The organism is Rickettsia sp. Oklahoma-10, assembly GCF_039954865.1.
In the GTDB taxonomy this organism is placed as follows: Bacteria; Pseudomonadota; Alphaproteobacteria; order Rickettsiales; family Rickettsiaceae; genus Rickettsia; species Rickettsia oklahomensis.
Map to the genome: position 1 here is coordinate 798795 of NZ_CP157197.1, position 24997 is coordinate 823791.

Consider the following 24997-nt stretch of genomic DNA (forward strand, 5'->3'; position numbering starts at 1 on the left):
ACTTATGAGTAAAAGTAAGGACATCGAAAATAATGGTATTAGCAATACAAATAGTTTAAACGGTAAGTATATGTCTCCAAGACCAGAAGGAGTAAAACCTAGTTGTGTAGTTATTACTTATTCTGTAAGTGATAATATTCAGTCTACTCTTGAAGTATTACAAATACGAGGTGCAAGTGTTCATTACATAACTGATAAGAATGGGATGCAGTATCAATATCATAATGATTTAACGGAACAAGCTTTTTATGCTGGTAAAAGTAGTTGGAAAGGAGAAGTAGGTGTTAATAAGTTTGGTATTGGGAATATGCTTATTAATGATGCAAAAAGCGATTTTCCTGAAGCACAAATAGAGCAATTATGTAAATTCCTTGAGGATGTAAAAGTACGATATCCGGATTTAGATTTAAAACATGATTTAGTTGGTCTTGGTGAAGTGGCGGAAAGACATGTTGCTCCCGGTAAATTTTTCCCATGGCAAGAGTTAGCAAAAAAAGGTTTTGGTCAATATATCGAGACTACTGAAGAACAGAGAAGTAAAGTATTGGTAAAGCAAGGAGATGAAGGTGAAAAAGTAGCGGCTTTGCAAGAAGCATTAAAAAATTATGGTTATGGAATAGAAGTAAATGGAGAATTTAATCAATCAACTACTCATTTTGCTTCAATGTTTAATACGCGTTATGGTACCGGTGTAACAGGTGAAGAGCCGCCTATAAGCTGGACTGAAGCAAGTCAAGATGTTCTATCGCAATTACTAGGGCAAACAGTATTAGAACACACAGAAGATGCATAGTTTGAGAAATGAATTTCTTTTTCATTTCTCAAATCTTGTTGTATACTTTTTGAAAAGCGATTTATGTCATTTCTGCAATAGGCCTACTTGTGTAGATTAGTTTTTCAGTGTTATCCTAGCTAACTTGATCGACTTTGTTGTATGGTTACCAAGTTGTCATAAGCTAAGCAATTGCAAGGAGCATAGCAATCCAGAAAAATAATTTAAAAAAATGCTAAAGGCTACATTTTTTATTGAATTGCTTAGTCAAAACTTAAAATTCTTTCTTGCAATAATGACTTTCGTGCTGTACAATATAACCTATGAAAGCGGGAATGACATAGAATTTATGCAACAAAGCATCTTCATGAGAAGAAAGTTTTTTCCAAGAGTTGTGTAATAATACCCTTTTAGGTAATGTCTTTATTAGTTATTGACATAATCTTAAAATGGTGCTTTATAATACAAAATCAAGGTAGGGCTTGATTTATTAGCTTCTAATCAAAGGAGAATGTATTCTTTTCTTTAATTTATGTTTCTACAATAGTTAAAAATATTTATGATATCTTTAAAGGTTACTAGTTTAGTACAAAATGGGTGTTGGTGTAGTTAGTTCTTTACGCTTATGGGTTTGCTGTATGCAAATTTGATTTTGGTTATTAAATTATAGCTTATAATAGGATATTAAAATGTTTATCTCTAATTTTTTTCAAAAAATTCCCTCTTTTCTTTTTGTTTTATTTATCACATCTGCAGTTTATGCAGATCAAAAAAAGTGGCATTGATTGTTCCGCTTGAACATACTGCAATGACACAAATAGTATCAGGAATTAAAGAGTTATTAAAAGACATAGATACAGCAATTATCGTTAAAAATGCTCATGCCGATTCTAATATTTTACTTACTATGACAAAGCAAATAAAAGGTTCAAGATATTGATGTAATAATCCCAATTGGTACAATAGCTAGCCAAACCATAATTGCTCATATTAAGGGTAAGCCGATTGTTTGTGCTGCTGCTATGATTGATAATAAAAATCTACTTTTAGTTACTGGTATTAGTGATGAAATAAAAATCACTGATACACTGAGTAAGTTGTTTTTCTTACAGAATATCACTTTAATTTATAGTAGTAGTGAGAAAGTTATACCTGAAGTGGAAGAATTGAAATTATACGCAGAAAAGAATATGTTTAATTGCATCTTGCAATGATATAAAATTTAGATGATATGCCGGTAGCTGTAAAAATGCTCCTGCAAATACGCAGAGTTTTATAATTTTAAAAGATCATTAATAGTTAGTGGGATTAATATTTTAAAGCAAGAAGCATTTAAATGCTGTATTCCGATAATTGCTTCCGATGAAGGATCGGTCATTAATGGGGCGACTATTGTTGTAGGAGTACAAGAAAAGCAAATAGGTGTAGAAGCGGGTTTAATAGTGAAAAGATCTTACAGGGAGTAAAGCCGGAAAATATCCCTTTTGGGATTATGGAAGATTTAACTTTATTTATTAATCTTCAATCTTTGCAAAAACAAGAAATGTTTACTAAAGAAAACCTCTCGGTACTTTTTTTGGTTCATAAAGAAGTTACAGAGTAATATATGAGTATTGTTGTTACTGCTCTTGAGCAATCTTTAATAATGTTGCCGTTTAGAGATGTATATAAGTTATCGGATTCTGAAAATGAATGATCTTACCGTAGGAGGTACTTATGTACTTGGTGCAACAGTGTTTGATCGCACTATTTCGTTTGGATTATTTCCTGCATTAATATTTGCCGTAATAGCAGGTGGAATTATTGGTAATATTGTTAGTTTCATGCAGAAGAATGGCCGCATTAACAGGGCTTATAGCTGGTATACTTGGAATTTTCATGCTTTATTCAATTAACTTACAAATTATGTAGCGTCCTAATATCCTCGGTCCTCAGTCAGTATGCCGACTCTTTTATCTGTACTAAAGGTTGAAAATTGGTTAGTACCTTTAGTAATAATCAATTTTTTTATCATATTTGCAGTTATAATTTTATTGAGAGGTAATCTAGGCTTATTACTATGAGCTTTTGGTTTTAATAAAGATTTGTTAATTAATTTAGGAAAATCTGCTGAGTTTTACTGCACTATCGGTCTTAGCATAAGTAACGGGCTTGCTGCTTTAACTGGTACTTTATCTGCACAAGTAAATGGTTTTTCCGATATAAATATGGGTTTTGGTATAGCACTAGTCCGGTATCGGTGCAATTGTTATAGGGTATCATATTTTAATCCATGGCTCATAGCTTTAATGCATTTCAAGAGATATTTTCTTGTTTTATAGGTATATTATTTTACTTATATTGCTCTAAGCTCTTTACTCAAGACTAGCATTGATCCTATAAATCTTAAGCTTATTTTAGGAATATTATTGTTTATTTTGTTGAGTACGCTGGGTAAGAAGTAAGGTATTGTTGTATGGATTGGCAACTCGGTTATCCTAGCATCATGTTCAAGTAATATTTAGCTCTTTTGAAGTCTCCCAAAATAATGTATTATAATGCATGTCTCCGTGCTCATTCTTGTGTTCATCAATATTAACTACGCTTTCTAGCTTGAACTTTACTAAAGATCGCTATAAACTGGTTTTATAAATACATTATTTTCATTATTATTCATCATAGTCTCTTCCTGTTTTAAATTAGTTACGATTATTATTCTTATATAACCCTCCTAACTAAATTAAAAAAACTAAGAAACGAGAAATAATATACAAATATTGAGATGACAATAAGTTTTAATTTTTGCAATCAATAACTAATATTTTCACTATTTATTAGATTTTGGATAAAACCAAATAATAAGTAAACAGATTAGAAGAGCGATATTTAAGAGTAGATTATACTCTGTCATGGAAATACCAAAGATTTTAATTGCGGGTTTAGTGCAGGACGTAATCGGCTGGGAGTAGAGCATTTGTTTAATATGCTGGATTGATAGACCTTGTGGGATACGGATCATTGATGAGCACAGGGCACTGGGTTGTACAATCCCTCGTTCTACGAAGCTATGATATGTTGATAATATGCAGGAACTAAGCATAGTTAAGAAGATAAATATTAAAGTGTATTTGCTTAGTTTTCTAATAATTAGAGCAGTTAAGCAAATTTTGATTAATGTGAGATATGGGAATCTTTCATAAACACATAAAGGACAGGGGGTATAATGGAATATATATTCGGCAATATAAGCAGTAGCAAGTGCTATTATAGAAATGGTAATCAGCCCTAAATGTAGAACTTTATAACCATCTTTTCTTATGTAATTTATGGTAGTGTTAATAAACATGGGTTTTGAAAGTTTTAATTGGATAGTCTCTATGTCATGTTTTGTGCTTTTGTATTTCGTTCCTGCGAAGGTGGAATCAGTCATTAATAATAAAGTATACGCACATTAATATTTTTAAAATTAAAAGCTCAAATAATTTCACTTTTGTCTGGATTCTCACTTTTGCGGTAGAGAACTAATATAACATTCTTTAAAATCGTAAAAAATTCAAGTGATATTTTACAAATAAATAAATTTAGTATATTGTCACTGATTATTAATTAAAGTGCAAGAAAATAAAATGTCGGAAATTTGGGAAAATGCTATTAAGTCAAACGCTTGGCCTTTTGTTGAAGCTAAAAAAATATTAGACAGCTTAAACGGTAAAACTCCTGAAAAAGGTTATGTATTATTTGAAACGGGTTATGGTCCTTCAGGTCTGCCTCATATTGGTACTTTTGGTGAGAATGCTCGTATGGTAATGGTGCAGAAAGCGTTTGAGCAATTGTCAAGCATTCCGACTAAATTAATATGTTTTTCTGATGATATGGACGGGCTTCGTAAAGTACCGAGTAATATCCCAAACCCTGAAATGGTAGCACAGTATATGGATATGCCACTTACCTCTATTTTTGATCCGTTTGGTGAATATGAAAGTTACGGGGCTTATATGAATGCGAAGCTTTGCTCATTTCTTGATAAATTTGGCTTTGAGTATGAATTTTATAGTAGTACTCAGTGTTATAAAGCAGGTATGTTTGATGCAATGCTACTAAAGGTGCTTGAAAAATATGATGAAATAATGGAATTGATGCTACCAACTTTTAGAGAAGAGCGTAGAGCTACTTATTCGCCTTTCATGCCTATTTGCCCGAAAACAGGTAAAGTACTACAAGTACATATAGAGAAGTGGGATGCTAAACTAGGTACTGTAACATATAAAGATGAGGACAGTAATTACGTAGAAGTACCGGTAACGGGAGGACATTGTAAATTGCAGTGGAAACCAGATTTTGGTATGCGTTGGGCTGCTCTTAAAGTCGATTACGAAATGTACGGTAAAGATCATTTAGCAAATGCTTGTCTTTATTCAGAAATTTGTCGAATCCTAGGAGGTAAACCTCCAGTACAGCTATGTTATGAGTTATTCTTAGATGAGAACGGTGAAAAAATCTCGAAATCAAAAGGTAATAGTATTAGTGTTGATGATTGGCTTAAATATGCTCCTGTTGAAAGTATGGCATTATTTATGTACCAAAATCCAACTAGAGCTAAACGTTTGTTTTTTGATGTAATGCCTAAAAATATTGATGAATATATTACTTTTAATCAGAAATATCATTTGGAAGAGGATAGGGCAAAGCGTTTTGCTAACCCCGTTTATCACATTCATCATGGAAATGTTCCAAAAATTGAGACTTTTGGCATTACATATTCATTACTTTTAAATCTTACTTCTGTGTGTAATCCTACAGATAAATCGGTACTTTGGGGTTTTATTAGCAAATATGAACCTAAAGCAACACCAGATACTGCTCCTTATCTTGACTGCTTGGTAGAATTTGCTATAAGATATTATAATGACTTTATTAAAGCACATAAATCATATTTAACCCCTTCTGAAAAGCATAAGGTTATTTTACAGGATATATTAGATATGTTATCTAGTATATCTGAAGAAATGGAGGGCGAAGTAATACAAAAAGCAATATATGATATTGGAATAAAAGCAGGGTATGAAAATTTGCGTGATTACTTCAATGATCTATATCAAATATTGCTTGGGCAAAACAATGGTCCAAGACTTGGGACTTTTATAAAACTTTATGGTATAAAGGCAATGAAGAATCTGATTGAAGGGAAGTTATAGGGTTTTTTTATGTCATTTCCACGAAACCGGGAATCCAGAAAACATAACCTTAATAATTGGAAAATTATATATTATTGATAAAATAAACAAATAAAAACTGGTTTTTTATGCGTTTTACTGGACTTCCGCTTTCGTGCGAATGACATATAGAATCCTGGTATGACAAGAAAACAAATGAATGAAATTTTTTGTAGTACGTTACCTATTTTTTTGATTACACTTCTTGGTAGTATTATTAAAAATAAATGGTTAACTTCAGAAGAATTTTGGCGTGGTATTGAAAAATTATCATATTTTGTACTATTTCCCGCTATGCTTTTTAATTACGTATCTACTGCCGACTTAAGTGTTGGATCAATAATTAAGTTAGTAGTGGCGCTTATTATATCTACTATTCTTGTATCACTGGGTCTTATAATTTACCAAAAAAAATACAATATAGATAAAGTCCAATTTACTTCCATTTTTCAAGGCTCAATTCGTTATAATAGCTACATTTTTTTTGGCGTGAGTAGTCCCTTACTTGGTTCTAGTGGGCTTTCCGTCGTTGCCGTTATTTCTTCTTATATGATTATTTTTACCAATATTTTATCGGTAATGATTTTTGCTTATTATATCCCTAATAAATCGATTACTAATACTATTAGAACTAGTTTTATTTTAATGATAAAGTTAATTGTGCGTAATCCGTTAATTATTGCAAGTTTAGTAGGATTTGTTTTTAATTACTCAAATCTTGAATTACATTTAGGGCTTAAGAAAACATTAGATAGCTTATCTAATGCTGCTTTAGCTATTGGTATGTTAAATGTTGGGGCAGGGCTTAATTTTACTATTAGACAAGAGCTTTTATATAATGTAATGTTTACAAGCTTTGTTAAATTAGTTGCATTTCCTCTAGTTAGCTTAATGGTACTATGGTTAATGTCAATTGATGGACTAGATAGAGCGGTAGGAATATTATATAGCTGTCTTCCATGTGCAAGTACTGCATATGTTTTATCTCGTCAGCTTGACGGTGATCCTGATTCTATGGCGTCGATTATAACATTTACTACTTTTTTCTCAGTGATTACTATATCAATTATTATGTATATAATAGGATAAAGATTATGTAGTAATATCGTCCTGCAACTTGACCACATGGTCTTAAGATATAATCCCGTGATACACTGTGATCAAGTCGTAGTATGACATAAGAACAATAATAAAATAGGAATTTCTAAAATGAATAAAATAAATTATGCTGAAGCACTTGAGTATCATGAAAAAGATAAACCCGGTAAAATCGCTATTTCTACAACAAAGTCTTTAGTGACTCAGCAAGATTTATCACTTGCTTATTCACCTGGTGTTGCTGCTCCCTGCCTTGAAATTGCTAAAAATCTAGAGGAAGTATATAAATATACCGCTCGCGGTAATTTAGTGGCTGTGATCTCTAACGGTACTGCCGTACTCGGACTGGGTAATTTAGGAGCAGCTGCTTCAAAACCGGTGATGGAAGGAAAAGCTGTATTATTTAAAAAATTTGCTGATATTGATGCAATTGATTTGGAAGTTAATACCGAAGACCCTGAAGAATTTATTAATGCCGTGAAATATCTTGGTTATAGTTTTGGCGGTATTAACCTTGAAGATATTAAAGCTCCAGAATGTTTTATTATAGAAGAAAAGTTAAAGTCTTTAATGGATATACCGGTATTTCATGATGATCAGCACGGAACAGCAATTATTACTGCAGCAGGGCTAATAAATGCTGCATATCTTACTAATCGTAAGCTTGAAGATCTAAAAATCGTAATTAACGGAGCAGGAGCTGCGGCTATTGCTTGCATTGATTTATTAATTGCTCTTGGAGCTGATAAATCAAAGATTATTTTATGTGATACTAAAGGTGTTGTTTATCAAGGACGTACTCAAGGTATGAATAAATGGAAGGAGCTATATGCAAGCGATACTAAGTTTAGAACTTTAGCGGAAAGCTTAAATAACTCAGACGTATTTATAGGGTTGTCAGTAAAAGGGGTAGTCACTAAAGAGATGGTTAGCAAAATGGCAAATAATCCGATTATTTTTGCTATGGCTAACCCTGATCCAGAAATTACTCCAGAAGAGATAAAGTTTGTGCGGGATGATGCAATTATAGCAACAGGGCGATCTGATTATAATAATCAGATTAACAATGTTATGGGATTTCCTTATATTTTTAGAGGAGCGTTAGACGTAAGAGCTAAGACTATTAATACGGAAATGAAAAGAGCTGCTGTCAAAGCTATAGCAGAACTTGCTCGTAAACCTGTACCTGAAGAGGTATATAAAGCATACTCAGGGCATAAGATGGTTTTTGGTAAAGAATATATTATTCCCGTACCGTTTGATCCTCGTTTAATCACCGTAGTAGCATCAGCAGTTGCTGTTGCTGCAATAGAAAGCGGTGTGGCTAGAATTAAAGATTTTAATATTAGTCAATATAAAAAAGAATTAGGTAGTAGATTAAATCCTACTGCTCACTATATGAATTTTTTATCTGAAAAAATTCATAATGCACCGCTTAAACGGATTGTTTTTGCTGAAGGGGAAGAAGAGGAAGTAATTTCTGCCGCTCTTATGATGCGAGATGAGAAATATGGTCGTCCGATTATAATTGGTCGTACTGAGCGAATTGAGGCTACACTAAAAAAGCTAGGTCAAGATATTAGCTTAGACGGAATTCAAGTAATGAATGCGGCTCTGAGTGATAGTCTAAAGAAATATATTGATTATTTATATAAAAGACTACAACGTAGAGGCTATTTGTATCGAGATTGTGCTAGGTTAGTTAAAACTGATAAGAATATTTTTGCTGCTTGTATGGTAGCATGTGGTGATGGTGATGCTCTTTTAACCGGTGTTACGAAAAGTTATATCAATAGTTTAGAAGATATTATGCAAGTTATTTCACCAAAACCTAATCGTAGAATATTAGGTTATTCAATTATGATTGCTAAAGACAATAATATTATTATTGCTGATAATTGTATTACAGAATGTCCAAATAGTTGGGAATTGGCACAAATAGCAACCCAAATGGCAGAAATTGCTAAAAATATGGGTATTACTCCAAGAGTCGCGCTGCTGTCTTTTGCAACATTTGGTAATTCTTCCAAGGAAAAAACTGCTCGTATACGTGAAGCCATAAATATACTTGATAACTTTAATAAAGAGAAAGAAGAGCTTAACGGCATGAAAATAGATTTTGAATATGATGGCGAGATGTCGGTTAAGGTGGCTTTAGACAGTGAGTTACGTAAATTATATAAATTTTGTAGATTATCGGGCACTGCGAATGTATTAATTATGCCCGGTTTAAATTCTGCTGCTATTTCTACTGAATTATTACAAGAATTTTCATCACACAGCTTTATAGGTCCTATAACAAATGGATTTGAAAAACCCGTTCAAATACTGCAAACTACAGCAACAGCTAATGAAATACTAAGAATAGCTACTTTTGCGTGCGTTGAGGCTATAAAAGAGCTCTAATTATATCAATAAATAAATCAATATTCTGATTTAGACAAAAAAATATACAGCTTTCTTTTGATAAAGAGTTAAAGAAAAAAGTTCAAAGTAGACAAGTAAAGGATTATTTCAAGTAGTGAACAGAGATTATAGAAGAAAAATAGATCATCGTGCAAAACGTTTAGCAGAATAAAGTAAGCACAGAAAAAATTAATAAAAAGAAAAACAGATCTTGAGAAAAAACCGATTTCTAATCTTACTAGAGAAGACAGATGGCAAATTACTACAGAATTAAAATCTATTCAGCTGTATAGCACCAAGGAGCATTTGCAGCAATAAAACGTATGAAAGAAGAGAAAGTACAACAGCAGCAAGCAACAGTTGTTAATCAATCTTTAAAACACACTCTAACTATGCCTAGCAGTACCGGTGATGATGCCGCCCCTTCAATGCCTAGAATTAGTGTGTCTGACTCTTCCATTTCTATCAATTTCTAAGACTAAAATAGATGAGGCAGAAGATATTAGTGCACAAATGTCTCAAGGAAGAGATTAAGTATAAAGAAGAACTAGCGAAAGCTTAAAGGGACAAAGAAAAAATAGAGTTTAAAAGCAGAGGAGTTATCCTAGGATTTTTACAAAGGTTATGTTTTTTTCAAGAATTTACTGGCTCTTTATATGTTATGCCATTGATTGCAGGCATGACATATAAAGAGCATTTATACCAATCCATACAGCAAAGCCAAGCTTGTAGCAGGATTCAGTTAAAAATAGTAGTGTCTTAAAGTATTTTTTGTATACCGTTGTCAAGCAACTAGATAGAATTATAATTAAATAAATAAAAGATTTTTATATTGAAACTAAATAGTTGGTATCATATGATGTTGCAACCAAAAGAAAATGTTATATGTCTAATTCAGCTTTTTTAGTTGCATTTTTTACAACAATTGTCCGTTATTACGATTATGCTCTATTCGGTTTATCAGCTAGTATTCTTGCACAAAATTTTTTGCCTAGTATAGAGCAGGATAAACAACTACTCGGTTTTTTTGTTGTTCTTAGTGCAGCCGTTATAGTACGACCTTTAGGGTCTTTAATTTTTGGATTTGTCGGAGATAAATACGGACGTACTAAATCTATAAAGATATCGATGTTTATAAGTAGCATTTCTACCGGATTAATTGCTATTACCCCTTCCTTTGAGATGATGGGTATTTTTGCTACGGTAATACTAACATTGTGCCGAATGGTTTTTTTGGCAAGTCTTGCTGGAGAAGTTGACGGAATAAAGGTTTATGTAGCTGAAAAAACAGGATATAACAGAAAAAATTTAAATATAGGGATAGTTTCATGTTGTAGCCAAATAGGTGCATTACTTGCATCTATAGCTTATTATTATGCTAGTAATTCTAGTATCGAGTATTTATGGCGTTTTAATTTCTTTATCGGTGCAATATTTGGTTTATTTGCTATTTTGATGAAAAATTCTTTTAAAGAAAGTAGTGAATTTTTATATTATAAAAATGCAGACTCATCCTTAAATTCATCTTGTCTGAAGCTTTTTGAATTTAGCTGTATGCAGCAAATAAAAATTATAAAAGATAATTTATCATCTTTTATAATAGCATTACTCATAAATGGTGCTATTGGAGGAGTGTATCACTTTTTGGTCATTTTTTTGGGAGTTTTTTTAGCAAAAATAGCTTTTATAAATTATCCTGAAATAAGATTTATGAATATAGTGCTTACTACTACCTATGGGATATCTGCATTATTTGCAGGACTACTTGCTGATAAAATAAACCCTTTAAAACAGATTATATGGGCTTTATTTGCTAGCATTATTGTTGCTTTATGGATGCAAATAATGTTATACAAACAAATGTTTAATGTTCTTTGTCCTGTTATATTAATAGGACTTGCAGCATTTTATTCAGTACCGCTACAAATTATTGTTCAATACCTATTTAAGACTAATGTTAAAATGAGGCTTTATAGTCTATCGCATTCTTTTGGAGGTATTATTTTATCCTCAAGTACTCCTTTCTTTAGTATGTTGTTGTGGCAAAACTTTAAGTCGCTATCTCTAACTTTAAGCTTTTTCATATTTTTGCTTATAATATTAATGAGTACAGTATTAGTTTTACGAAAATACAAATAGTTCATTATCATATAATACGCTATTCATATTATATCAATAAAGATTAGATAATTCTTCTGTTGTTACTGTAATCTGTAGGTTTTATGCTGGGATTACTTGAAGACTTGGATCTTTGCAGGCCTCTGTTCCAATTTGTTTTACTTCTTTTGCTAATTTTTCAAATTTTTCTTTTAACCTTTCTATTTTACCTCCTTCATGCTTATCATATAAACTTTTATTTGTAGTAGAGTGTAATTTAGAAATGGTGATAGATTGAGTAGTTTGAGATTGTTTTCTACAATATCTTACAATTCTTCCAGTATTTTAGAGTTTTAGTATCGGAGATTCTTTCAAACCTTGCTATTCTAAGTTTACACTGGTAACTCCTCCTGTAGATATTTTAGGTTGATCCTGGGTTATTACCCAATATGCTTTGGAGATATTTCTTTATATATCTTTTCATTTTGTAGCTCAGATAATATATAATCATCTACTGCCTCTTTATACTTAAAACATTTCCAGCACAATAGGATTTTTGGAAAGGAGCTGGTATGCCCTATCATCATTCCACTCTAAATAGTTAGAGTCAATTATATCCTCAGTTTAAACTATGTGTGCTATGTTTTTCACGTTGGTCAGTTAGCTTATAATAATTTTTACTTAATATGCGAGGATAAATTTTTGCTCTTTTCATGTGTATAATTTCTTTAAATATACCTATTGTCTCATAAATATTATCTATTTCTTCTTGAGTAAGTTTATCATTTTTTACTTCTTTCTATTGAAAATAGATTCTTATAGTTCTTTTGTTACTGTTAACTTATCTTTTAATGTATTTGAATTTGATAGAATTTCTGTTTGTGCTAAGTCAAGAGTTTCAATTAAATTAATACAGCCGCTTTTTTCGAATGTGGTAGATAATTCTTCTTGGCTTCAACTGATTCACGAATCAATAGAAGAATATCTAGAAATAGTATTAATATTTGTCTGTTGTGCATAATAAGATTTTCCAGCATACTTTATCAGTGAATTGTTCTAGTTTGTCTTCTTATTACTTCTGGCATATTAAGACTAGGGGCGCTTTTATAATTTTGTGAGATATTATCTGTATGATCTATTATTACATATTATATTGCAAATCTAATTCCTGTGTATTACCCGTATTATGAAAGTAATTTTTATTTACTTCTGCTAAGAATATTAAAAGCTTTTATAAATTCTTGTGCACTTTTTTCTTGATTTTTTAATTTCTCAAATAAATTTTGTAAACCGTTTGAAAAATCCTGATCCTTAAAGGTATAAAAATTTACTTCTTACAATATCTTGTACTTTTTGATTGGAAGCTTGTTAAATTTTTTGTTTTGCTTGCATTGATACTAGAATGATATTCATATCAAATGAATTTATTAATCATGTCATAAAATTTTTTCATTTTATCTAATTTTTCTTTAGGTTCTTTTATTTTTGTATTTTTAGTATTGGGGCTTCTCCGGTACTAAATTTAGATGGTTGACTAGAGTTGATGTTACTAATCAAATCTAAAATTTCTTTTGATGTCTTATTAAATTCTTTGTTATTCGTTGGATTTTTAATTTGTTTCTTGGGCGACTTTAACTTTATTATTGCTTCTTTATGGTTAAGCTCTACTTTTGTCAATCTATAGCTTGGTCATTTTCTAGGGTCTATTTTATTTATTAGAGCTTCTATAAAATTAGTTATATGTGTTATAATTAGTATTTTATTTTTTATTAAATAAAGATTTCTTATTAGCCGTTTTTAATTCATGTTGTGTTTCATAATTTTTTTCCATTAATAAAAATAAACCGATAATGCCATTTATGTTAAATTAACAATAATAATTAGTATTAACTCAATATTAAACATTTTGTTATATTTAATATTTGTTCTTCAATTAATTATATTTTAAAAAATATTATCTTATAATTTATTTCACTGTCTCAATCAGTTTTCTAATTCCCTCGACCGATTTATCAAATAATGCCTTTTCTTCTTTAGTTAACTGTAGTTCTATTACATTTAGTACGCCTTCTGCCCCGATAATAATAGGCACGCCGACATATAAATCATGCACACCGTACTCGCCTTGTAAATAAGCAGCACAAGTAAGAATTTGACGTTTATCTTTTAAATATGATTCAAGCATTTTTATTGTGGAGGTTGCAGGGGCATAATAAGCAGAGCTTGTTTTAAGTAATGCAACAATCTCACCGCCACCGTTTCTAGTACGATCAATTATTTTTTCAATATTTTCATTACTTGATAAGCCCATTTTTATCAAGTCAGGTATTGGTACACCTGATACTGTGGAATACCTTGCAAGAGGTACCATTGCATCACCGTGACTGCCGAGTACTATACTATTAACGCTGTTTACTGAAACTTTAAACTCTTTGGCAAGAAAAAGATTAAATCTTGATGAGTCCAGTACCCCTGCCATACCGATTACTTTATTATGAGGTAACCCGCTTTCTTTAAGCATGATATACGCCATAACATCAAGTGGATTAGTAATTACTATTACAAAGGCACTCGGAGCATATTTTTTTATATTTTGTGCTACGTTTTTCATAATTTTGCTATTAACGCTAATGAGATCATCTCTACTCATCCCTGGTTTTCTTGATACACCGGCAGTAATAATTATTGCATCAGACCCTTTAATATCTTCATAATCATTACTTCCTTTTATTTTTATATCAGAGCCTAACATCGTCCCAGCTTGCATAAGATCAAGTGCTTTTCCATGCGATACTCCTTCAGCCACGTCAAATAACACAATATCACCGAGTTCTTTAAGACTAATTAAGTGAGCAAGTGTACCACCTATGTTGCCGCTACCTATTAATGAGATTTTTGGATTTTTTTTCATTGTTCCCTCTACAATATTCAATATATCTATTTACTATATTATAAAATTATCTGAGAGAAAAGGTTTTTTGACAGGATATTATTTAAAACAAGTTTTAGTGTTTAATAAGATTATTATAGTGTTTCGATAAAACTCTCACGCCGTATAGCCATAATAGACATACGATAATAAAGCTAAACATCAATAAACCAGCTATGTCGTTATGCACAGCATTCGGAAAAACACTAAAGGATATAAATTGAATAATAGCACCTATTGACTTGCCGATTTTAGTACCAATAACATCAACGGCGGCTTTACCTTTAGTCTTCATTTCACTATCAAGCGGAATATATACCATTTCTTTAGTAGCATCGAAAAGTGAATATTTTACGGATTTAGAAAGTACATGCCAAAGTCCGCCTATAGAAACTATAATGATAAGCGGTGAATTATAGTCAAGAGTATTGACTATATTCCCTAGGTGATTTTCAAAAACCGTAAATAAAAAGAACATAACGCCTGCTCCAAACATCATAATTGGTGTTATGATAGCTCCCCAAAACCAGCCGCATATTCTAATTAAATTACTTCCTAAAAATGCACTAACTAACGTGAGTACTCCAGTCCAAAATAATACTTCACCGTGATAGGATATAAAATCGTTTGTAGTAGGATAGAGTTGTTTTACTTTTGACAACCATAATCCCTCTATTAGACTTATACTCATAGAGTAAGACATTACAATAAGACAAATAAAACCGAGATATCTAGAAGTTAATATTATTTTTGCACTTTCAACTAAGCTTAATTTTAGTATATCTATTCTTTGATTTTTAAATTTAATATTTTTGTCGGCTTCTACAACTGATTTATCAATAAATTTATGAAGAGCTAAACAAATTGATCCGGATATTAAAATAACTGTAATAAATGATTTTAGAAGAATCTCATTTGTATCATTGAGATGGGAAAATAAAGGCAGTAAGAAATGATTACTCTTAGCAAAATAAATAATTACGGTTCCTGAGATAAGTAAATTAGTTTGTCCGAATAAAGTAAAAAATGAATAAAATCTTGGCGCTTCTTCAACTTTGGTAATTTTATTTGCAAGCTGCCAATATAAAAGGGTAAATACTATAACCGGCCATAATTCTCCCATAATATAAAACAACACCAAACTCCACTGTCCCCAAATTATTAAAAACCATTTTAAATGAGGAAGAATAGTGATATAATGTTTGACTAATTCAGGATCGGGATGGAAAAAATCTCTATATGGAAATAAAATAAAACCAAAAATTGTGAAGAAAAATAAAAAAGAGCTGGTAATTATTCTAAAAACTTGCTCTGTTGTCATAAGATTACAGAGTTTAGAGTAAAGAATAACAAATAAAACTCCCATAGGCATTTCGCCCCAAAGTTTGATAAAACTCAATACTTCTGAGCTAATTAAGGTAACAACAAAACTATCTTTAATACTACGAACTAAGTTTTGATTAAGTAGAATAAAAAACATTAATAAAGCCATTGGCATGAATTTGGCTAATTCATATGATCTAATCGGCCATACTATATGCCTATATTTACTGTTTCTAGCTTTATTCCAAATTGTGAAGTGAGAATCTAAGGCCCCCATTAATTTACCTATGAGCTTATTTTTATGCAACCTAAACTATAACAAAAATTATGTCAAGGTTTTTAATAGCCTCATATATTTGTTGATTATTGTTTTTTATATTTATTATACTCAATTGTAGCCTTCACAAACGCAGTAAATAAAGGATGAGCTTCAAAAGGTTTAGATTTAAATTCCGGATGAAATTGTACTCCTATAAACCAACGAAGTGATGGTAGTTCAATTATTTCTACAATTTCTTTATCTTTTGAAAAACCGCTAAATTTTACCCCGTTTTTTTCAAAAATATTTTGAAATTCATTATTAAATTTATATCTATGACGATGTCGTTCACTTATTTCAAGGCTTTTATAAGCATTAGCTGCAATGGTGTTCGCGACTAAACTACAAGGATAAGATCCGAGACGCATAGTCTTTTTTACATTTTCATTTGTTATATTTGAGTTTATTAAATTTGCATCATCCTTACATATTTTTTCAATAATCTTTGTACCTGCTACCTTATACTCTTCTGATACAGCATCTTTAATACCAATTAAATTACGAGCTATTTCAATCGTCGCAAGTTGCATACCAAAACATATTCCAAAAAAAGGTATATTATTAGTACGAGCATATTTTATTGCTATAATTTTTCCTTCAGTTGCTCGTTCCCCAAATCCTCCAGGGACTAAAATTCCATCTACACCTAATAATTTTTTATTAATATTCTCTTCGGTTAGATTTTCAGCATTTATCCATACTAAATCAATTTTGTATTTATAATAAATACCGGCATGGTTAAGTGCTTCGATTACTGATTTGTAAGCATCTTTTAATTTATAATATTTAGCTATTATGGTGATTCTTACTTTAGAGCTAGACTCTTTGAGTCTATCAATTATATCATGCCATTTATCTAATTTAGATGTTGTAATATTCAAGTTAAAAAATTTTAATACTTTGTTGTCAAGACCTGAATTGTGATATGCAATTGGTACTAAATATATATTTTTTTGATCTATTGCTGGAATGACATACTCAGACTCTATATTACAAAATAAAGCTATTTTATTTATTTCACGTTTTGAAATGTTGCGTTCTGCACGACACACTAACATATTAGGTGAAATACCTATAGTACGTAATTCTTTAACTGAGTGTTGGGTAGGTTTTGTTTTTAATTCACTAGCGGTTTTAACATAAGGTAATAATGTTAAATGAATAAATAAACAATGCTCGTTTTTTAATTTGTGGCCAATTTGCCTTATCGCTTCAAAAAATGGTAAACCTTCAATATCACCGATTGTACCACCTATTTCACAAATAACAAAATCAAAATCCTTAGTGTTTGAAAGTATAAAATCTTTTATTATATTTGTAATATGCGGTATGACTTGAACGGTAATGCCGTTGTAATTTCCTAAACGTTCATTTTTAAGTAATTTTGAGTATATCGCACCTGTTGTGATATTATCAAATTTGCATGCTGAAATTCCAGTAAAACGTTCATAATGTCCAAGATCTAGATCAGTTTCTGCTCCGTCATCCGTGACATATACTTCTCCGTGTTCGTGAGGATTCATAGTCCCTGGGTCTACGTTAAGATAAGGGTCTAGTTTTCGTACACTTACTCTAAAACCTTTCGCTTGCAATAACATAGCGAGAGATGCAGCGGTTAGACCTTTACCCAGTGATGAAACAACGCCGCCGGTAACAAAAATGAAACGCACCATTATTTATTAGAAACCTAGCTTATTACCCAATAGCAAGTTACTTGAGTAATTTGCTATTAATTTAAAAGTTGTAGAAATCAGAGTTTGAAGCAGTCCTATAATCCTGATTTCAAAATATTATTTATATAAATGTGGAAGTTTGCTTTTACCATTTATATATTTATCACATAGCGTATTAATTTGCTATTTGTGTCAATTTACTAGCAAATTTTATTGCTTTTTTTAAATCTTCTTCCGTATCTACGGAAATAGGAACATTATCAACTAAACATGTGCCTATAGTCATATCGTTTTCAAGCATTCGTAGTTGTTCTAAACGTTCTGTTTTTTCTAAACAAGTAGGCTTAATAGATACAAATCTTTCTAAAGCATTTTTACAAAAACCATATATACCTACATGATATAAAAATTCTTCTGCGCCATTTGGAATAAGACTACGTGAAAAATACAATGCTTTCCCCGCTGAGTCAACGGCTACAGTCACATTACTATCAGCTTCCACTGATTCCTTATCTACTTTTACTACCGGTGTAACAATATCATATTCGCTGTTTTTTAAATATTCTATAATTTTCAAAATAGAGCTAGGTTCAATGAAAGGCATATCCCCCTGTACGTTAACTATGTAATTAATATTTTGATTATTTGGAATTAATTTAAAAGCTTCATAAGTACGATCAGTACCAGTTGGGATATTACTATCTGTGAGTATTACCTTCCCTCCGACTTTTTTAATAATTCTTGCTATCTCTTCCGAGTCAGTTGCAACGTATATATGCTCAAGGTTAACCTGATTTACTTGTTTAAATACTCTTTCTATTAAAGTTATAGAGTCTATAAGTTGTAAAGGTTTTTGTGTGAGTCTAGTTGAACTTAACCTTGAGGGAATAATTACAGCAACATCTGAGTGCTTCATAAATATTTACTACATTTAATTAAATAAATTATTGTCATTGCGAGCAACTAAAAGGAGTGTGGCAAATCCAGAAAAAATAACAAAATATTACCTGGATTGCTTCGTCAATTAGTGTGCATGTCCTTGCAATGACATAGAGTCCTCAAAATTATCCCTATTTAGTTAGGAATGAAAATAATTATTGACAGATTAGTCTTTTTCGGCGATAAAGTAAAACATAAATTTTTGAATATATTTTATATTTAAGAGCTCGTAGCTCAGTTGGTAGAGCATTTGACTTTTAATCAAAGGGTCCCGGGTTCGAATCCCGGCGAGCTCACCATATCTATGATATCATTTAATTGTGGGTTTGTAGCTCAGCTGGTTAGAGCACACGCCTGATAAGCGTGAGGTCAGAAGTTCAAGTCTTCTCAAACCCACCACTAAATCGACTGTAACAATAAAATACTGTATTATACAAAATGAGATGATTATTTATCAATATTGTTAAGTTAGAATGATATTTTTTCTCAATCAGTTTCTTAGAGATAGAAAAAGGTTAGAGGGTAAATTATTAAGAGTAAACTACTATCAGCTTGCTATCTTATGCGGTTCTAGGCTCTGTAATTCATGTTCATTTAAATAATAAGCTTTAAGGACAATCAAGACATAATGCTTTGGTTCTGTTTTAAATGCATCGTGAGTTATAGATATAAACTGTGGGTTTTCAATGATCATATTTGTTTTTTCTCAAGTTTCATGAATAGTATATATTTCAAATGTTTTCTCAAATTTTAAAGGCCCTCAACCCGCAGCAGGTCATAGTTAGAATCACCATGAGAATCAATAAGTTTCCCTAATAAAATTCATTCCTAATTATTAAAGATTAGAATACTGGTGCCCATATATCTGGTGGTTCATTAATTTTTGATTGACTTATTAATAACGTATGTTACTTTTTAAAGTAAATAAAAATATTGATTATCTATTGAGATATTTGTTATAGTTTTTTAATATTTTCCTATAATCATGAATTTCATTACTCAATTACGAAATAATAGCTTCACTAACTCTTGGCTTAAACTTGGTATTTTATCCTTAGGGTTTGCCAGTTTATATTCAATTATTTTAGTAGTATTACATACTCCACAATTATCAAGTTTTTTTCCAAATCCTCATATTTTCAAATCGGTTTTAATTATTCATATTAATTTGTTGGTATTGATTTGGTTATTATCTATTACTGCTAGTATTTGGTCTTTATCATTATCGCGAAAGCAGGAATCCAGTATGTTTTTTCTGGAGTCTCGCTTTTGCGGGCATGACATAGTTGTACTGAATCCAACCATCTACCCTAAACTTGCTTTCTTAAGCACTATTTTTATAGTCGTGTCTCCTGCAGGTCATAATCCAGTCATGAATAATTTGCCGATGCTTGAAAATATTATATTTATTTTAGGGTTAAGCTTATTTGGTGTTACGCTGCTATTATATGCTATAAATATTTTATATTTTTTTGATTGGATGAGGCTTAAGTAGTATAGTTAATTTTACCATATTATCGACTATTATAATGTTTATATTAAGCTTTGTTTGTTTTGGTTAGTCTTATAACAGCTTGTAAAACATTATCCAAATTATTCCAATTGAGATAGAATTTTATTATGAATTACTTTTTTGGAGTGGAGATCATTTACTACAATTTATATATACTCAAATATTAATATTTATCTGGGTTATTTTATTTAAAGAGTTAATAGATAGAGAATTAAAATTGCAACAATGCTATTTGTTCTTCCTTTATTTGAATTTTATTTTTAGTATTCTTATTATTTTTGGTCACATATATTTATGACATTATTGACGGAGCATTAAAGTATTTTATACAAATCATATAAAATATCTAGGTGGTATTGCTCCTGTTTTATGTTTGGTTAGTATGGGGTTTGAATGGTTCTTATCAATGTCATACCGTAGCTTGACCACAGTATCTAGAAAAATAGATTTTGCTAAAAACTGACTATAATAAGCATGACTATTTACTTCCAACCTTTAGGTAATTATGTACATATTATGGCTAACACTTGCCAGTGGTTACAGGATTATGTGTAGAAATCCAAATAGTGTAATGCTGCTATCTGCTAAGCTATTAATTGGTATGCTGGGTTGGGAATGTTTCATGCTATAGTTAAGCAGCTTGATGTTTGTTTATATTTGTGGTACAACAATGTTTTTAAAAACAAACAAACTTATGAAACTTGAAAAGCCATCTAGAGAAGAAGCTAAGGAAGCGGTAAGAACATTATTAAAATTCATTGGTGAAGATCCAAATAGAGAAGGGCTACTTAAAACCCCTGATAGAGTAATTAACAGCTATACGGAAATGTTTTCCGGTTATAAACAAGAGGTAGCTGAAATATTAAGTACAAAATTTTATGATACTTGTAATTTTCAGGATTTGGTCTCACTGGATGGTATAAGATTTACCTCTTTTTGTGAACATCATATGTTACCTTTTAATGGTACGGTACATATATCTTATATTCCTGATAATTGTATTATTGGCATAAGTAAGCTAGCGCGAATAGTAAGTATTTTTGCTAGACGGCTACAGATTCAAGAAAAAATGACAGTACAAATTGCTGAAAGCGTACAAGATAATTTAAAACCACTCGGCGTAGCAGTGAGAATTTCTGCCTTGCATAGTTGTATGTCAATGCGTGGTGTGATGCAAGATAACAGCATTATGCACACTATGCATTATACGGGTATATTTAACGAACAACAAAAATACCGTCATATATTTCTGAACCTTACTGCTACAAAATGAGTATACTAATAGAATGTCATTCCTGCTTTCGCTGGAATAACATAGAAATACAAAATATATGTATATATTAAACTAAAAAAGTTCTATGTTATTATCAAAATATTTTTTACCTGTTTTAAAGGAAGAACCAAGTGAAGCTCAAATAACTTCGCATAAATTAATGCTTAGAAGCGGCATGATTAGGCAGCAAGCTGCTGGTATATATACATGGCTTCCACTCGGTCTAAAAATATTGAAGAATATCGAGAATATAGTGCGCTCAAATATGAATAAAGTGGGAGCTTTGGAAGTGCTAATGCCTTGCATTCAGCCAGCACACTTATGGGTTGAATCAGGGCGTTTTGAGAATTACGGTAAGGAAATGTTAAAATTTCAAGATCGTCACGATAATACTTTACTATTTGGTCCAACTAATGAGGATATGATTACAGATATTTTCCGTCATAATATTAAGTCATATAAGGATTTGCCAAAAAATCTTTATCATATTCAATGGAAATTTCGTGATGAAATTAGGCCTCGTTTTGGTGTCATGAGAGGACGGGAGTTTTTAATGAAAGATGCTTATTCTTTTGATATCAATAAAGAAAATGCTGTTAAGACTTATAATCAAATGTTTAAGGCTTATATTAATACTTTCCGTGATTTAGGTGTGTTTGCTATTCCTGTTATTGCTGATAACGGTCCGATCGGTGGAAATTTAAGCAATGAATTTCATATTATTGCAGAGACCGGTGAAAGCACTATTTATTACGATAAGAGATTTAAGATATTAAAGGATAATCCTGATATTGATGTAGAGGAAATTAAAAGCTGGTACGCAGCAGCTGAGGAAAAGCATGATGTAAATAAATTACCTATATCTGAACAAGAAATAACTAGTAGTAAAGGTATAGAAGTTGGGCATATTTTTTATATTGGCTCAAAATATTCGGTTAATATGAATGCTCTTATTAATGACGAGCATGGTGCACTAACTCCTGTAGAAATGAGTTCGTACGGTATAGGTATTTCAAGATTAGTGGCGGCTATTATAGAAGCAAATTATGATGAGAAAGGTATTATATGGCCTTCTAGCGTTGCGCCTTTCAAGGTTTCTTTAATTAATTTAAATATTCATGATAGTAAATGCACGGAGCTTGCAGAAAGAGTGTATAAGGAGATATCAGCTCAAAATATAGAAGTGTTATATGATGACACTTATGTACGTCCCGGCAGTAAATTTGCCACACATGACCTTATCGGTTCACCTTATCAAATGATAATCGGTCCTAAAAAAGCCAAAAATAATATTATTGAATTTAAAAACCGCAAAAGTGGAGTGATAGAAGATATTGAGATAGGTAATCTTAAAAGGCCAATTATTTCATTCCTACGAAAGTAGGAATCCCATAACTTCTAATGTTATCCTGTGACTTGATCTCAGGAGCAAAATTGATATGACAAGTTGGTTTTCTAGAGACAGTGGTCAAGCCACTGTGATACCTATTTATGGATTCACGCTTTTGCAGGAATGGCATAAGGAAAGTTCTTTTATAGATTAATAATAGTATCATATGATACTATCATTATTAAAAGCACATATGAGATAAAAATAGCAGAAAAGGCAGATATCTTTAAAAAAGTAGCGCTTGCACATCTTGCTCTGTATGCAAATCAAGTATCATTATTAATAGCATGTTTATGCAATTTTATAAATCAAAATTATGATACTTCTAGAACAATTAAGGCCTATATGTTTCATTATGAGTTTGAATTTATTCGTCATTTTTTAGACGGTAACGGATAAATTGGAAGACTATGACCACAATTATTACTAATTCAAGCTGATAAAATTTCTGAATATATTGCTGTTGAAAGTTTGGTACGTATAGTATCATAGTATTTTAAGTAAATATGATAAGCCTGGGGAGACAATATTATTTATCAAGTTTATACTTGCTCAACATAATTACAGTACATGTATATAAAAAGATTTCTACAGTCACGGCTGGTAGGGATTTAATGTACAGTTTAGAGTATAAGCTTTTAATAAGTAAAGGTGTTGAAGCAGGCTTATTTATAGGTTTAAGTAGTTGTTGTATGGATTAAAAACGTATTCATTGTCATGCCGTGGCTTGACCGTAGAAAAACAACTTATAGTGTTATTTTTTGTTTATTTCCTGGATTCCGTTATCAAGTTAGCTAGGATGACATAGAACTGATCAAGTCACAGCATAACATAGACATAAAATGAAAAATTTTATACAATATTTGTTTTTTACCATTCTATATATAGTAGTAACTATAATAGTTACGTATATGGTTTTAGCTAAAACGATTCCAAATGATAGGCAGTGTCATATGATGGATAGACCGCTTGTTATTCATTATATCTTAGCAGCAATTATTACAGCTTTACCGACTATAGTTTTAATATATAGTAAAAGTAAGAAAAAAAAGAAATAAATTAATATGATTGGTAAATTAAGTGGTAAAGTTGATTCCCAAGGTGATGATTATGTTATAATTGATGTAAACGGAGTAGGGTACTTAGTCTATGCTTCAGGTAAAACTTTAGGTAAACTTGCTGAAGGGGAGTTTTATAAACTATTTATCGAAACACATGTTAGACAGGAACATATTAATCTTTATGGTTTCCTGACTCTAGAAGAGAAAAATTTTTTTAATTTACTACAGTTAGTAAATGGTATAGGAACTAGAATGGCTTTATCTATTTTATCAAACCTAACTCCTGCGGATATCCAAATTGCTATAAATAATGACGATAAAAATATATTTAAAGCAATATCTGGAGTCGGAGTTAAACTTGCTGAACGTATAGTATTAGAACTGAAAGGTAAAGTAACAAAAATATCAAGCAGCTCGGCTATTATTCAAGATAGCTTCAATATTAAGAATATCACACCCGTCATAAGTAATGAAGTAATAAAGGCTCTGATAAATCTTGGTTTTTCTAGATTTGAGGCACAAAACACCGTTCAAGGAATTATTAATCAAAATCCTGAAATCTCTATTGATGAATTAATTAAAACAGCCCTAAAAAATCGAAAGTCTAATTTTAGTTAATAAATTAACATATGTTTTATACTAATTTAATAACTATAATATAAGCGATATGAGAATAAAAAATGTTTAGGGCAAGTATAAAAGCTAGTTAGCAAATTAGAGTATAATCTGTCTACCTTAATATACATCTTCATTACATGAGGTTGTATTTAGAAGATAAGTTATTTAGTATCTGTAATAGAAAATTTAATATTTATAGATTTATTTACAATTAACAAATTTCCAATATTATTAGCTAAATTTTAATAGATCCTGAATGTCGTATTACTAGTATTATAATAAATAGCAGTTTGGTAGATAGATCAAAGAACTTGCAATTATGAGGCTTTTACAATAAACAACACTCTTCAAGACATTAATTGGGATTGATACTAGGATCAAAGCTTCTGAATTT

The 24997-nt window shown here is 31.0% G+C and carries 16 protein-coding genes, 2 tRNA genes and 4 pseudogenes; 17 read left to right on the forward strand and 5 right to left on the reverse strand.

Features of this window, described 5'->3' with window-relative positions; genetic code table 11:
• Positions 1-4 precede the first annotated feature (4 nt).
• The 4 genes and pseudogenes from AAGW17_RS03590 to AAGW17_RS03605 all read left to right on the forward strand — a co-directional run bounded on the left by AAGW17_RS03590 (position 5) and on the right by AAGW17_RS03605 (position 3216).
• Positions 5-793 (forward strand): N-acetylmuramoyl-L-alanine amidase, encoded by a 789-nt coding sequence (locus tag AAGW17_RS03590; protein WP_347938693.1) that lies wholly within the window; start codon positions 5-7, stop codon positions 791-793.
• A 754-nt stretch (positions 794-1547) separates the two neighbouring features.
• On the forward strand, positions 1548-1712 hold the full coding sequence (locus AAGW17_RS03595; protein WP_347938694.1) for an ABC transporter substrate binding protein: 165 nt from the start codon (positions 1548-1550) through the stop codon (positions 1710-1712).
• Positions 1713-1761: 49 nt separating this feature from the next.
• Positions 1762-2375: pseudogene (locus AAGW17_RS03600) on the forward strand (ABC transporter substrate binding protein).
• 3 nt (positions 2376-2378) lie between these two features.
• Positions 2379-3216: pseudogene (locus AAGW17_RS03605) on the forward strand (ABC transporter permease subunit).
• A 362-nt stretch (positions 3217-3578) separates the two neighbouring features.
• Here the strand turns inward: AAGW17_RS03605 and AAGW17_RS03610 are convergent.
• A complete protein-coding gene (locus tag AAGW17_RS03610) occupies positions 3579-4097 on the reverse strand; it encodes a disulfide bond formation protein B (RefSeq protein WP_347938695.1) in 519 nt (172 codons plus the stop codon).
• 280 nt (positions 4098-4377) lie between these two features.
• Between AAGW17_RS03610 and AAGW17_RS03615 the strand changes: the two genes are divergently transcribed.
• The 5 genes from AAGW17_RS03615 to AAGW17_RS03635 all read left to right on the forward strand — a co-directional run bounded on the left by AAGW17_RS03615 (position 4378) and on the right by AAGW17_RS03635 (position 11607).
• Positions 4378-5946 (forward strand): lysine--tRNA ligase, encoded by a 1569-nt coding sequence (locus tag AAGW17_RS03615; protein WP_347939408.1) that lies wholly within the window; start codon positions 4378-4380, stop codon positions 5944-5946.
• Between the two features lie 174 nt (positions 5947-6120).
• A complete protein-coding gene (locus AAGW17_RS03620) occupies positions 6121-7053 on the forward strand; it encodes an AEC family transporter (protein WP_347939409.1) in 933 nt (310 codons plus the stop codon).
• Positions 7054-7164: 111 nt separating this feature from the next.
• Positions 7165-9468: an NADP-dependent malic enzyme gene (locus AAGW17_RS03625; protein WP_347939410.1), complete on the forward strand. Its 2304-nt coding sequence runs from the start codon at positions 7165-7167 to the stop codon at positions 9466-9468.
• Positions 9469-9791: 323 nt separating this feature from the next.
• Positions 9792-9944, forward strand: a complete 153-nt coding sequence (locus AAGW17_RS03630; protein WP_347938696.1) for a hypothetical protein — start codon at positions 9792-9794, stop codon at positions 9942-9944.
• Between the two features lie 409 nt (positions 9945-10353).
• The gene (locus AAGW17_RS03635; RefSeq protein WP_347938697.1) at positions 10354-11607 is read left to right on the forward strand and encodes an MFS transporter; all 1254 of its coding nucleotides are present in this window, start codon (positions 10354-10356) and stop codon (positions 11605-11607) included.
• Between the two features lie 1924 nt (positions 11608-13531).
• On the opposite strand, the gene mdh is transcribed toward AAGW17_RS03635, so the two are convergent.
• The 4 genes from mdh to AAGW17_RS03655 form a co-directional block, all read right to left on the reverse strand.
• Positions 13532-14476, reverse strand: a complete 945-nt coding sequence (gene mdh, locus AAGW17_RS03640) for a malate dehydrogenase (RefSeq protein WP_347938698.1) — start codon at positions 14474-14476, stop codon at positions 13532-13534.
• 94 nt (positions 14477-14570) lie between these two features.
• Entirely contained in the window at positions 14571-16094 is a 1524-nt protein-coding gene (gene tlc2, locus AAGW17_RS03645) for a nucleotide exchange transporter Tlc2 (protein ID WP_347938699.1), read from the reverse strand.
• 86 nt (positions 16095-16180) lie between these two features.
• Positions 16181-17809, reverse strand: coding sequence for a CTP synthase (locus AAGW17_RS03650; protein WP_347938700.1), 1629 nt, complete (start codon positions 17807-17809; stop codon positions 16181-16183).
• A 175-nt stretch (positions 17810-17984) separates the two neighbouring features.
• The gene (locus AAGW17_RS03655; RefSeq protein ID WP_347938701.1) at positions 17985-18725 is read right to left on the reverse strand and encodes a 3-deoxy-manno-octulosonate cytidylyltransferase; all 741 of its coding nucleotides are present in this window, start codon (positions 18723-18725) and stop codon (positions 17985-17987) included.
• Positions 18726-18971: 246 nt separating this feature from the next.
• Here AAGW17_RS03655 and AAGW17_RS03660 point away from each other — a divergent pair.
• From AAGW17_RS03660 to ruvA, 8 genes and pseudogenes are all read left to right on the forward strand, one after another.
• A tRNA-Lys gene (locus AAGW17_RS03660) sits at positions 18972-19047 on the forward strand.
• A 23-nt stretch (positions 19048-19070) separates the two neighbouring features.
• A tRNA-Ile gene (locus AAGW17_RS03665) sits at positions 19071-19147 on the forward strand.
• A gap of 586 nt (positions 19148-19733) precedes the next feature.
• Positions 19734-19961: pseudogene (locus AAGW17_RS05265) on the forward strand (hypothetical protein); the annotation flags it as partial.
• A 90-nt stretch (positions 19962-20051) separates the two neighbouring features.
• A pseudogene (locus AAGW17_RS05270) lies at positions 20052-20655 on the forward strand (hypothetical protein); the annotation flags it as partial.
• A gap of 300 nt (positions 20656-20955) precedes the next feature.
• A complete protein-coding gene (gene folE / locus AAGW17_RS03675) occupies positions 20956-21534 on the forward strand; it encodes a GTP cyclohydrolase I FolE (RefSeq protein WP_347939411.1) in 579 nt (192 codons plus the stop codon).
• An 85-nt stretch (positions 21535-21619) separates the two neighbouring features.
• Entirely contained in the window at positions 21620-22918 is a 1299-nt protein-coding gene (gene proS, locus AAGW17_RS03680) for a proline--tRNA ligase (RefSeq protein ID WP_347938702.1), read from the forward strand.
• An 848-nt stretch (positions 22919-23766) separates the two neighbouring features.
• The gene (locus AAGW17_RS03685; protein WP_347938703.1) at positions 23767-23982 is read left to right on the forward strand and encodes a Holliday junction ATP-dependent DNA helicase RuvA; all 216 of its coding nucleotides are present in this window, start codon (positions 23767-23769) and stop codon (positions 23980-23982) included.
• A 6-nt stretch (positions 23983-23988) separates the two neighbouring features.
• On the forward strand, positions 23989-24603 hold the full coding sequence (gene ruvA / locus AAGW17_RS03690; RefSeq protein WP_347938704.1) for a Holliday junction branch migration protein RuvA: 615 nt from the start codon (positions 23989-23991) through the stop codon (positions 24601-24603).
• Positions 24604-24997 lie beyond the last annotated feature (394 nt).